Origin of the sequence: Hymenobacter caeli, assembly GCF_013294115.1 — a bacterium.
Taxonomy (GTDB): Bacteria; Bacteroidota; Bacteroidia; order Cytophagales; family Hymenobacteraceae; genus Hymenobacter; species Hymenobacter caeli.
The window spans coordinates 177,562-189,429 of the sequence record NZ_JABSNP010000010.1; the positions used below are offsets into that span (position 1 = coordinate 177,562).

Genomic DNA, 11,868 nt, shown 5'->3' on the forward strand with positions numbered 1-11,868 from the left:
CCCTTAGCTTTTGTAGCCTGCGATGAAGAGTTTCCACTTGCGCCGGGCCCCGGGCCCGCTGGCCTGGCTGCTGGGCGCGGCGCTGCTGCCGGCCGGCCCCGCCCGGGCCCAGCAGCCGGGCGCGGCCCCGGCGGTGCTGGGCACCACGCCCCCGGCCGCCCCGGTGCCCACCGGGCCCTGGACGCTGCAAGCGGCCGTGGACTACGCCGTGGCCCACAACCTCGACGTGGGCCAGTCCGTGCTCTCGGCCCGCACCAGCAAAACCTACCTTCAGCAGAGCAAGGCGGCGCTGCTGCCCTCGGCCAACCTCAACGGCAGCCAGGTGTGGAACTACGGCACCAACGTGAACCCGCTCACCTACGAGTTCCAGAGCCAGACCATCCGCTCGAACAACTTCAGCGCCGTGTCGCAGGTGGTGCTCTACCAGGGCTTCCAGCTGCGCAACACCGTGAAGCGCAACGCCCTGGACTACGCGGCCACGCTCGGCGACATCGAGAAGGCCCGCAACGACCTGTCGCTGAACGTGGCCTCGCAGTACCTGCAGCTGCTGCTTTCCGAGGAGCTGATTCGCTCGAACCAGACGCGCGTGGCCAGCAGCCAGGCCCAGGTGGACCGCACCCAAATCCTGCTCAAGGCGGGCAGCGTGGCCGAAAGCAACCTGCTCGACAGCCAGTCGCAGCTGGCCTCCGACGAGCTGAACGTGGTGACGGCCACCAACCAGCGCGACATTGCCCGCCTGAACCTGACGCAGCTCATGAACCTGCCGCCGGCCGCGGCGGCCGCCTTCGTGGCCGACGTGCCCGCCCTGCCCGACCCCGACGACGAAGCCCTGCTGGCCCTGAACGTGGAGGACACCTACCAGACGGCCGCCGCCCGGCTGCCCGAAATCCGGGCCGCCGAGCTGCGCGTGCAAAGCGCGGGCCGCAGCCTCGACCTGGCCCGCGGGGCCTACTACCCGCGCCTGCTGCTGGGGGGCTCGGTGCAAACCGGCTTCTCGTCGTCGGCCACCGCCCGGCAGATTACCGGCGACTCGACCGTGACGGCCCTGCCCGTGTACCAGTACAACCCCGCCAACCCCGGCCGGCCCACGCTCACCAACTTCGCGGCCATCGTGGCCCAGCCGTCGGTCAATTACCTGCCCAAGGGCTTCTTCAACCAGCTCAACGACAACATCGGTCGCACCATCCAATTCTCGGTGAGCGTGCCCATTCTCAACGGCTTGCAGGTGCGCAACAACGTGCAGCGGGCCCTCATCAACGAGGACGTGGCCCGGCTGCGGGCCGACCAGGCCCGCCTCACGCTGCGCCAAAGCATCGAGCAGGCCAACGCCGACGCCCGCGCCGCCCAGCTCCAGTACATCTTTGCCAAGCGCCAAGTGACGGCCCTCACCACGTCGCAGCGCAACGCCGAAATCCGCTTCAACAACGGCCTGCTCAACGGCACAGACTTCAACATCGCCAAAAACAACCTCACCGCGGCCGAGTCCAACCGCCTGCAGGCCAAGTACACCTTCATCTTCCGCCGCAAGGTGCTCGACTTTTACCTGGGCAAGCCGCTCACGTTGTAATGAGCTGTTAGCTACTGGCTGTTAGCTGTTAGCCGAAGTTCAAAGAAAATTTCATTGCCTTTCATTGCCATTAAAGAGCTAACAGCTAACAGCCAGTAGCTAACAGCTAAAAAATATGAACAACAACCGTTTACTCTACACCCTGCTGGCCGTTGTATTCGTGCTGATTGGCGGCTTTGTGGTGGCCAAAAAGCAGGGCTGGGTGGGCAAGCCCGCCGGCACCGAGGTGCTGGTGGCAAAGGCCGGCCCGGCCAACATCACCGAAAAAGTGAGCGCCTCGGGCAAGGTGCAGCCCGAAACGGAAGTGAAAATCTCGCCCGACGTGTCGGGCGAAATCACCGAATTGTACGTCCAGGAAGGCGATTCGGTAAAAAAAGGCCAGCTGCTGCTGCGCATCCGCCCCGACAACTACCAGGCCCAGGTGAACCTGCAAAGCGCCCAGGTGGGCACCCAGCGCGCCAACGTGGGCCAGGCCGACGCCCGCTTGCAGCAGCTCATTGCCAGCGCCAAGCAAACCGAGCTGACCTACCGCCGCAACGCCTCGCTCTTCAAGCAGAAGGTGATTGCGCAGGCCGACTACGAGGCCAGCCAGGCCGCCTACAACGCCTCGCAGGAAGAAATCAACTCGGCCCGCCAGTCCATCCGCGCCGCCCAGAGCACCGTGACGGCCGCCTCGGCCTCGCTCGAAGAAGCCCGCAAAAACCTGAACAAGACCACGATCTACGCCCCGGTGAGCGGCACGGTGAGCAAGCTCAACGTGAAGAAGGGCGAGCGGGTAGTGGGCACCACCCAGATGGCGGGCACCGAAATCATGCGCATCGCCAACCTCAACAACATGGAGGTGCGCGTGAGCGTGAACGAGAACGAGGTGACCAACGTGAACCTGGGCGACTCGGCCGAGGTGGACGTGGACGCTTATTCGAGCCGCAACGAGAAGTTTCGGGGCCTCGTCACCAACATCGCCAACACGGCCAAGGACGCGCTGACGGCCGAGGCCGTGACCGAGTTCGAGGTGCGCATCCGGCTGCTGCCCGAGAGCTACCGCCACCTCGTGCGCGTGGTGAAGGGCCAGACCCTCGTGCCCTTCCGCCCGGGCATGACGGCCTCGGTGGACATCATCACCGAGCGCAAGCCGCAGGTGCTCAGCGTGCCGCTCATCGCCGTGACCACCCGCTCCGACTCGGCCGTGGCCAAAACCGACGCCCCGACGGGCGGCGGGGGCCCCGGCGGCCGCCGCGGCGGCACGGCCACCGTGGTGGCCCCCAGCGGGGCCCCCGCCAAGCCCGCCATCCAGGAAGTGGTGTTCGTGGTGAAGGACGGCCGGGCCGTGCTCACGCCGGTGAAAACGGGCATCACCGACTCGAAGAACATTGAAATCCTGAGCGGCCTGGCCGCCGGCACGCCCGTGGTCACGGGCCCCTTCCGGGCCGTGGCCAAAGAACTGAAGGACGGCGGCCCGGTGGTCGTGAAAGACGCCAAAACGCTGAGCAAAGAGGCCCTGGCCGAGCCCAAGCCTTAAGGTTAATGGTTGAATTGTTGTATTGCTAAATGGTTGACAGTCGGGTGCTGAAAGCTGATTATCAATTACGATTGAATCACAAAACAGCCTATTTTGGTCAATCTCGGACGAGTCAATAGTTCAACCACTTAACAATTCAACAACCAACAATTCACTTCTCCGTTGGAAAAAATTGCCATGCTCGGCGGCGGCTCCTGGGCCACCGCCCTCACCAAAATATTGAGCGAAAACGGGGCCCGCGTCGATTGGTGGCTGCGCGCCAAAGACGACGTGCAGCACCTGCTGCGCACCCGCCACAACCCGCGCTACCTCTCGGCCGTGCAGTTCGACCTGGATTTGGTGCACCCGGCCACCGACCTGGCCGACGTGGTGGAGGAGGCCGACTGGGTGGTGCTGGCCGTGCCCGCCGCCTTCGTGCAGCCCGTGCTCGACAAGCTCGACCGCGACGCGCTGAAGCACAAAAAGGTCGTTTCCGCCATCAAGGGCATGCTGCCCGGCAAGAACCAGCTCGTGACCGACTACGTGGCCGAGCGGTTCCGGCTGCCGCGTACGCAGCTCGGCGTAATTGCCGGGCCCTGCCACGCCGAGGAGGTGGCCCTCGAAAAGCAGAGCTACCTCACCATCGGCTCGCCCGACGCGGGCCTGGCGCTGGCCTTCTGCGAGCTGCTGCGCAACCGCTACGTGCGGGCCCACCCCGCCCTGGACCTCGACGGCATCGAGTACTGCGCCGTGATGAAAAACATCATCGCCCTCACCGGCGGCATCGCGCACGGCGTGGGCTACGGCGACAATTTCCTGGCCGTGCTGGTGAGCAACGCGGTGCAGGAAATCCGCCGCTTCCTGCAAGCCGTCAGCCCCTTGCAGCGCGACCTTTCGGCCTCCGCCTACCTCGGCGATTTGCTGGTGACGGCCTACTCGCAGTTCTCGCGCAACCGCACCTTCGGCGGCATGGTGGGCCGCGGCTACTCCGTCAAATCCGCGCAGCTCGAGATGAACATGGTGGCCGAGGGCTACTACGCCGTCAAGTCCATCCACGAAATCAACCTCAAGCTCAAAGTGCCCATGCCCATCACCGCCGCCGCTTACCGCGTGCTCTACGAAAAGGTGTCCCCGCAGGTGGAAATGGAATTGCTGAAGGAGCAGCTGCGGTGAGTATAGCTCGGAATTCGCATGACTATTCTCCTGGATATTGACGGTGTTTTAGTGACTACTCCTGTCTGGCGGGCAGTAGAGCTACACGGGGATGGTTTCATGGAATTTAACGGGCGGGCAGCAAAAAATCTGGCTGATATTCTGGATGAAACCGGCGCGGACATCATTTTGACGAGCACTCACAGAATAAGCTACTCGGTTGAAGAATGGAAGGTGTTGCTGATGACACGAGGTATTAAACCTACTGCGTTAGCAAAAATCAATGGTTTGGTTGCGCTGGACGCTATGCGAGACAGAGCCGCTGAAATTGAAGCATGGGTCAACGGGCCTGGGGTCGGTAAGAACTATGTCATCATCGATGACGACTTGTCAATTAACCGCTTGTCAAGCGTCATAAAAAACAGATTTGTTCTGACAAAGCCCATGATTGGCTTAGACGAAGCCGCAGCTTTGAAGGCATTAAATATTTTGCGTAACGGGTTTAAATAACAGGCCTGGCTGACTCAACCAAAACCATCATTACCCCCAATCCGTTACCTTCGCAATAGTCAAAAAATAAGGGGCCGGGCCTAAAGCCTAACCCCTTACCAACTACCGGAGTAGGTAAGTGACGAGCAGCACGGCCAAGGCCTTCGCTGCGCCACTTGCAAACCCCACCAGCTCAGCTTTTCCAACTGCCTGTAGTAGTTTTGTCGCGTTGTCCCGTTTTATTGGAGTGAAGTGAAGGGTTCCGCATAAACCCCCGCTTCAGAAACCCCGTCTGTTCTAGCAGCCGGGGTTTCCCTTTTTCAAGGGCTACCGTGGCCGGGGGACATACCAACGTGCTTGCGGCAAAGGTAGGCGCGGGGCCCGGCCGCCTCGCCGCTACTTTTGCCGCATGACCAACTGGCTGCCCCTGGCGCTGCTCACGGCCCTGTGCCTGGCGCTCTACAACTTCTTCATCAAGCTGGCGGCCCAGCACCTGCCGCCCGCCGCGGGGGCCGTGGTGCTGCAACTGGTGGCCGCTGCCCTGGGCAGCGCGTGGCTGCTGCGCCTGAAGCTGCAAGGGCCGCCGCTGCCCCTGAGCGGCCGGGGCCTGGGGCTGGCGGCATTGGCCGGGCTGGCCGTGGGCGTGGCCGAAATTCTGACGTTCGTGGTGTTCCGGCGCGGGGTGCCGGCCGCCGTGGGCACGCCCGTGATTGTGGGCGGCTCGGTGCTGCTCACGGCCCTGCTGGGGTGGGCGGTGCTGCGCGAAAGCCTGGGTTGGCCGCAGGTGGCGGGCCTGGGGCTGGTGGTGGCGGGCATCGCGCTGCTGGCGCGGGGGCAGTAGCCCGGGCGCGGCTACGGTTGATTTAGTCGAACGCCGGGTCGTGGCCGATGAGCCGGCCCGGGGCGGGCAGCGCGTAAATTTCGTCCACCCCGTCGCGGTAGGCGGGGCGGGCGGGCAGGGGCGGGCGGTAGGGGCCCTGGTAGGCGGGCGGCACCACCACGTAGCGGTAGCGCACCCCGGGCTGAGCGCTGGTGTCGAACTGCCAGCGGCGGCCGGGCGTGCGGTAGTGGGCCAAAAACAGGTAGTGCAGCGACGACTCGTTGACGCCCACCAGCACCCGGCCCGGGGGCTGCCCTTCGAGCCAGGCAAAGGAACGCCAGATGGCCCCCACGTACTGGCGGTTGCCGCGCACCAGGCCAACCATCGTGTAGGCTTGGTAGGCCACGAACAGCGCCAGGCCCAGGCCGGCCACCCGGGGGGGCCAGCGCCCCGGGCGGGTCCGCAGCCCGGCATCCACCACCAGGCCCACCAGCGCGAAAAAATACAGGGCCTTGTAAAGCAGCACCCGCTCGGGCGGCAGTACCCGCTGCACCGCCAGCAGCGCGTAGGGCAGCAGCACGAACCACAGCGCCGGCGGCCCCAGGCGGTGCACCGCCGCCCGCAGGTCGGGCGCCAGGCCGGCCTGCCCCCGGGCCCGCCACAGCCACCCAAACGCCCCGAGCCCGGCCAGGAACAGCAGGGCCCCCACGGTGCGCTGCCCGGCCAGCGTGCCCTCGGTGAACCAGGCGAAGGCCGGCAGCTCCCGCACCATTTCCGGCCAGGGGCGCGGGGCCACGTAGCCGTTGGCCAGCAGCCGGCGCCAGCCCGAGAGCAGCAGCAGCGGGGCGTAGAGCAGGGCCGCCCCCGCCCCGACGCCCGCCGCCACCGCCGCGGTGCGGCCCAGGCCGGCCCAGTCGCGCCGCCGCAGGTACACCAGCCCCAGGTAGCTGCCGGCCGAGGCCACCACGTAGGCAAACGACGGCAGCGTGTAGCAGCCCAGCACGCCGCTGAGCAGCAGCGTGGCCCAGGCCACGCGCGGGCCCCCGGGCCGGGCCAGCAGCGCCACCGCGGCAAAAAAGTGGACGCCCGCCAGCGTCATCAGCAGCCAGTAGCCGCGCCCGGCCACGGCGTTGTACAGGCACAGCTGCACCCACGCAAACAGGGTGAGGGCCACCAGCGCCGCCCGAAACGTGCCGAACCGCACCAGCCCCCCAAACAGCAGCCCCGTGCCAGCCGTGGCGGTGAGCAGCACCGGCAGCCGCAGGGTAAACCACAGGTCCGGGTTTAGCCGAAAAAATAACCAACTCAGCGTGTCGGACAGCACGTGGTTGTTGGGAATGGGGTAGAAGCTGCTCACCGCCAGCAGCCCCCGGCGGATGAAAAAATCGTAGGAGGCCACTTCGTCCGCGTGGTACGATTTGACGATGCTAAAAAAAAGGCGCACCGCGGTGAGCAGCGCCAGGTTGAGGCCCGCTGCCCGGCGCTGCGCCGGCGACAAGGCCGCCAGGCGGGCTCCCGTGCCGGCCCAGGCCGCGCGGGTTTCGGCGGCCAGGGCCGCCAGCTGCCGCCGTCCGGGCCGGCCGGCCAGCGCCAGCCCAGTGGCCAGCAGCAGGGCGCAGGCCGCGCTCAGGGCGGTGGCCTGCGCCCGGGCAAACCCGGCCGCCGATACCCGCACGGGCAGGTAGTCGTAAAATCCGTTGTGAAAAGTGATGCGCCCCTGGGCCAGTACCTCGGCGTACGTGGCTTGGTTGAGCACCAGGGCCGCGTAGGCCGCGCACAAGGCCAGTACCCCCAGCAGCAACACATAAAAAAACTGCCCGCTGGCGCTGGGCGAAGCGGAAAGGGGAGGAGGCGGGGGCATGAAGGCGGACAAATATTTTCGACTTAGGGCGCGGAGCCACCCGCTCTGCCGCTGCAAAAGTGCGCCAATCATCGGCGCGGGGCCCCGAACAATTAATCCAGGCGAGTAATCCAGGCGAGCGTAGTGCGCCCCCGCGCCGCGCCGGTTGTGCGGCGTACGCGCCTCGGGGCCGGCCGGCAAGGCGCAGTAATAAGCGCTAAGCGGCGGATGGCAGCGCCGGCAGGGCCCCCAGCTTTTTTAGTTCTTCCCACACCCGGTGCGTGGGCAGACCCATCACGTTGAAGTACGAGCCCTCGAGGCGCGTTACGCCCACCAGGCCAATCCAGTCCTGGGCCCCGTAGGCCCCGGCTTTGTCGAAGGGCCGGGCCGTGGCGATGTAGTGGCCGATTTCGGCCGGGCTCAGGGCCCGGAAATGCACCGTGGTCCGGTCCGAAAACACCACTTGCCGGCCGTCGCCGGTGCGCAGGCACACCCCCGTGAACACGTCGTGGGCCCGGCCTTGCAGGCGGCCGAGCATGGCGGCGGCCTCGGCCGCGTCGGCGGGCTTGTTCAGCACGTCGTCTTCCAAGCACACAATGGTGTCGGCGGTGAGCACCACCTCGTCCGGGGCCAGGCCGGCGGCGTAGGCGGCGGCCTTGTGGGCGGCCAGGTACTCGGCCACTGCGGCCCGGCGCAGGTGGGGCGGAAAGTCTTCGGCCACGTCCAGCAGGCGGGTTTCGTAGGCCAGGCCCAGGTCGGCGAGGAGCTGGCGGCGGCGGGGCGAATTAGAGGCTAAAATCAGTTTCACGCGGGAAGGGCCGGGGCGGGCCCGGCCTGGAAGTACTGGTCGAACACGTGGCCGGCCTCGTCGTCGGCGATGCTGCCGAAGAGGAAGCCGGCCAGGGTTTTGGGGTAGAAGAAGGTGGACTTGGCCGGCATCACGGCCCCGGAGTGGCACACGGCCTCCACCTCGGCCATCGTCACCTCGTTCACGATGAGGGCCGCGCGGGCCTCGCCGCGGTCCACCCGCTGGAGGCACTCGGCGAAGCTGCGCACGTAGGCCACGCCCGGCCAGGCGCGCTGCGCGTCGGGCCCCCGCAGGCCCAGGGCTCGTTCCAGCACGAAGAAGTGCAGCACCGTCAGGTCCAGGTCTTTCACCTCAGCCGTCGTGTCCCAACCGAGTTGGCCGTGCGCTTCCGGCCGGAGGCGGATTTTATAGGCCAGCCCGCCCAGGTACAGCCCAAAGGCCCAGCGCTTGCCAGCAATAATCTCGGGCAGGTCCGCGGCTTCCTCCAGCGGCAGCACCGTGAAGTAGGGCCCCAAGCGGGCCAGAAACTCGGCGTCGCTCAGCGCGCGGCCGCCGGGGCCGTCGGGCAGCTCCAGCAGCAGGCGGTGGGTGGGCAGGATGCGCAAATCGTCGCTGGCCGCGTTGGTGAGGTACATGAGGTGGTAGTTCCAGGGCTCGCGGCCGGTGGCGGCGGGCCCGGCCTGCGCCTGGCGGGCGTGGCGGTGGGCCAGCGAGCCCTCGTAGCGGTGGTGGCCGTCGGCCAGAATCACCTCGCGCCCGGCCAGCACCGCCTGGAAGCGCCGAATCACGGCCGCGTCCTGCACCACGGCCAGCACGTCGCGGGCCCCCTGGTAGTCGTCCTCGGTTTGGTAGAGGGGCGAGAGCATGGCCTCGTCGAGGTGGGCTTCCAACTCGAAGTCGTCGTCGCGGTAGAGGCCGTGGGTGGCGCTGGTTTCGAACTCGGTGCGGGCCAGCAGGGCGGCGCGGTCGCGCACGCTGGCGGGCAGCGTGTTTTCGTGGCGCAGCACCACGCCCTCGGCCCAGTCGTAGGCCCGCACGTGGCACACGAAGCCCTTGCGGCAGTATTCGCGGGCGCTGCCCGGCAGCCGGAAGTACTGGTAGTAGGCGTAGAGGCCGGGCAACGCGTCCTGGCGCAGCACGCCCTCGGCCTGCCAGCGGCGCAGCGTGGCCCGGGCCGCCCCGGCGGGGTCGTCGCCCGAGGGCACGGCCAAATGAATGGAGTTGAGCGGGTTGCGGTAGAGCGCCGCCCGCTGCCGGGCCGACACCACGTCGAAGAGCGGCGAAACGTACGCGTCGATGTCGGCCCCCAGCGCCGGGGCGTAGCGCCAGCCGCGCAAAGGTTGAATTTCAGCCATTTAGTTAATTAAAAATTATGAATTAAAAATTAAAAGTGAGCAGCTTGACTATGTGCTCGTTGAATTAAAAATGTTGGTTACCCCAATTTTTAATTCTTCATTTTTAATTTTTAATTCCTCCTCACGGGGCCAGGCGGCGGATGGCCCACGCGCCGGCGGCCCCGGCGGCCCGGGTGTATTCCAGGCGGTCGTGCAGGCGGCTGGGGCGGCCCTGCCAGAATTCAATTAACGTGGGCCGCACCACGAACCCGCCCCAGTGCGGCGGGCGCGGCAGCGGGTCCTGGCCCGTAAACTGGGCTTCGGCGGCGGCTTCGCGGGCTTCCAGCGCGGCGCGGCCCTCGATGGGCTGGCTCTGGGGCGAGGCCCAGGCCCCGAGCTGGCTGCCGCGCGGGCGGCTCTGAAAATACGCGGTGCTCAGGGCTTCCGGGGCCCGTTCCACGCGCCCTTCCACGCGCACCTGCCGCTCCAGGCCGGGCCAGAAAAAGTTGAGGGCCGCCAGCGGCTGCGCGGCCAGCTCCCGGCCCTTGCGCGAGGCGTAGTTGGTGTAAAACAAAAAGCCGGCGTCGTCGGGCAGGCCCTTGAGCAGCACCACGCGCGAGGAGGGCTGGCCGCCGGCCGCCACCGTGCTCAGGGTGAAGGCCGTGGGCTCGTCGAGCTGCGCGGCCAGGGCCTCGTCGAGCCACGCGCGGAACTGCGCCACCGCGTCGGGCCGCACGTCGGCCCGCGAAAGGCGGCGCTGGGCGTAGGTTTTGCGCAGGTCGGCGAGGCGTTGGTCGTCTGGCATGGGGTCGGTTAACAAGGAACAGTTATTGGTTACCCATTATCAAGCGGCCCGGGCCCCGCGGCGGGAACCGGGCCGCGCTGCCCGCGGTTGGCACGTAGCCTGCTCGCCGGCGGGGCCGTAAAAGGGCCCGCAAGGTACTACAGGCGGGCCCCTGGTGCCGCCGGCCGGGGCCCGCGCCCCGAAGCCCTGTTCCCCGCTAACCGCCACACGCTCCTGGCCCCGCATGAAACCCGGCACGCTCCTCCTCTCGCAGCCCTTTTTGGGCGACCCCAACTTCGAGCGCAGCGTGGTGCTGCTCTGCCGCGACGCGCCCGCCCACGGCACGTTCGGCCTCGTGCTGAGCCGGCCCACGGCCCTGACGCTGCGCGACGTGCTGGCCCTGCCGCCGGGCGCGGCCGCCCCCGTGGCCGACCTGCCCCTGGGCCTGGGCGGGCCCGTCGGGCCCGGCACGCTCCACTACCTGCACCGCCGCCCCGACGTGCCCGCCGCCACCCCGCTGGGCGACGGCGTGTACTGGGGCGGCGATTTTGAAGTCCTGCTGGGCCTGCTCGCCAGCGGCGAGGCGGCCGCTGCCGACGTGCGCCTGTTCGTGGGCTATTCGGGCTGGGAGCCGGGGCAGCTGGCGGCCGAAAGGCAGGCCGGCAGCTGGGTGACGCACCCGGCCAGTGCAGGGAAAGTGTTTACTTTGGCCCCGGACGCGTGCTGGCGGGAGATTCTTCGGGAGAAGGGCGGGCGCTTCAGGGCGTGGGCTAATTACCCGGTGGACCCGCGCTTGAATTAAGTCTGCCGTACTTTCGCGGCCCGTACCGTCTTCACCTCTTGATCCCCCCACCCGGCTCCGCTTCGAGGACCGGCCCACACCCGTTGCGTATGTCAACCGAATCCACTTCCCAGGCCCCGCAGTCGGGCGGCCCCCAGCCCGGCGGCGACGACCGCATGAGCATCCTCGAACGCCGCCTGGCCGAAATCCAGGCGCAAAAAACCGATGCGCCCGAGGCCCCCGCCGGGCCGGAGCCCGCCCACCCCGCCGCCGGCACGCCCGAAGCCGCCGCCGCCGCCGAAACCGCCCTCCACGTGCCCAACGCCGTGACCGTGGACGGCCACGACCTGTCGGCCCCGCAGGCCCGCGCCGACGCCCACTTCGCCGAAGCTGCCCCCGCGCCCGCGGGGCCGCCCGCCGCCGAAGCCAGCGCCAGCGCCCCCCACGCCGACGCCCCCCACGCCGACGCCCCGCCCGTAACAGCCCCCCACGGCCACACCGTGGAAGAATCGGCCGCCCCGCTGCCCACCGTGGACCTGCACAGCGCCGCCGAGCTGCTGGACGCGCCCGAGCCCCTGGCCGCGCTGCCCACCTCGTCGGAAACCCCGCTGGAGGACGTGGACGCCGCCGCGGCGCCCACCTTCCCCGAAGCCCCGGCCGTAGGCGCAACCGCCGAAACCGCAACCGCCGAAACCGCGGCCGCCGAAACCGCGGCCGCCGAAACCGCGGCCGCCGAAACCGCGGCCGCCGAAACCGCGGCCGCCGAAACCGCGGCCGCCGAAACCGCGGCCGCCG

The 11,868-nt window shown here is 67.8% G+C and carries 10 protein-coding genes and 1 pseudogene; 7 read left to right on the forward strand and 4 right to left on the reverse strand.

Going from position 1 to position 11,868, the window contains the following annotated elements:
• Window positions 1-22: 22 nt before the first annotated feature.
• The 5 genes from HNP98_RS12320 to HNP98_RS12340 all read left to right on the forward strand — a co-directional run bounded on the left by HNP98_RS12320 (window position 23) and on the right by HNP98_RS12340 (window position 5,547).
• Complete coding sequence (locus HNP98_RS12320; RefSeq protein WP_173810372.1) at window positions 23-1,567, forward strand: TolC family protein; 1,545 nt, start codon at window positions 23-25, stop codon at window positions 1,565-1,567.
• 115 nt (window positions 1,568-1,682) lie between these two features.
• Window positions 1,683-3,086: an efflux RND transporter periplasmic adaptor subunit gene (locus HNP98_RS12325; RefSeq protein WP_173810373.1), complete on the forward strand. Its 1,404-nt coding sequence runs from the start codon at window positions 1,683-1,685 to the stop codon at window positions 3,084-3,086.
• A 162-nt stretch (window positions 3,087-3,248) separates the two neighbouring features.
• Window positions 3,249-4,238: an NAD(P)H-dependent glycerol-3-phosphate dehydrogenase gene (locus HNP98_RS12330; protein ID WP_246275106.1), complete on the forward strand. Its 990-nt coding sequence runs from the start codon at window positions 3,249-3,251 to the stop codon at window positions 4,236-4,238.
• A gap of 18 nt (window positions 4,239-4,256) precedes the next feature.
• Window positions 4,257-4,727, forward strand: coding sequence for an HAD domain-containing protein (locus HNP98_RS12335; protein ID WP_173810374.1), 471 nt, complete (start codon window positions 4,257-4,259; stop codon window positions 4,725-4,727).
• A gap of 388 nt (window positions 4,728-5,115) precedes the next feature.
• Entirely contained in the window at window positions 5,116-5,547 is a 432-nt protein-coding gene (locus tag HNP98_RS12340; RefSeq protein WP_173810375.1) for an EamA family transporter, read from the forward strand.
• A 22-nt stretch (window positions 5,548-5,569) separates the two neighbouring features.
• Here HNP98_RS12340 and HNP98_RS12345 read toward each other — a convergent pair whose 3' ends face one another.
• From HNP98_RS12345 to pdxH, 4 genes are all read right to left on the reverse strand, one after another.
• On the reverse strand, window positions 5,570-7,387 hold the full coding sequence (locus tag HNP98_RS12345) for a hypothetical protein (protein WP_173810376.1): 1,818 nt from the start codon (window positions 7,385-7,387) through the stop codon (window positions 5,570-5,572).
• A 196-nt stretch (window positions 7,388-7,583) separates the two neighbouring features.
• The gene (locus tag HNP98_RS12350; protein WP_173810377.1) at window positions 7,584-8,174 is read right to left on the reverse strand and encodes a Maf family nucleotide pyrophosphatase; all 591 of its coding nucleotides are present in this window, start codon (window positions 8,172-8,174) and stop codon (window positions 7,584-7,586) included.
• Window positions 8,171-9,529, reverse strand: coding sequence for a DUF1015 domain-containing protein (locus tag HNP98_RS12355; protein ID WP_173810378.1), 1,359 nt, complete (start codon window positions 9,527-9,529; stop codon window positions 8,171-8,173). Before HNP98_RS12355 ends, HNP98_RS12350 begins: the two co-directional genes overlap by 4 nt.
• Before the next feature lie 121 nt (window positions 9,530-9,650).
• Entirely contained in the window at window positions 9,651-10,313 is a 663-nt protein-coding gene (gene pdxH / locus HNP98_RS12360; RefSeq protein WP_173810379.1) for a pyridoxamine 5'-phosphate oxidase, read from the reverse strand.
• 223 nt (window positions 10,314-10,536) lie between these two features.
• Here pdxH and HNP98_RS12365 point away from each other — a divergent pair, with 223 nt between their 5' ends.
• Both HNP98_RS12365 and HNP98_RS12370 read left to right on the forward strand, forming a co-directional pair.
• Window positions 10,537-11,094: a YqgE/AlgH family protein gene (locus HNP98_RS12365; RefSeq protein ID WP_173810380.1), complete on the forward strand. Its 558-nt coding sequence runs from the start codon at window positions 10,537-10,539 to the stop codon at window positions 11,092-11,094.
• An 89-nt stretch (window positions 11,095-11,183) separates the two neighbouring features.
• Window positions 11,184-11,868 (forward strand): annotated as a pseudogene (locus tag HNP98_RS12370) (hypothetical protein); the annotation flags it as partial.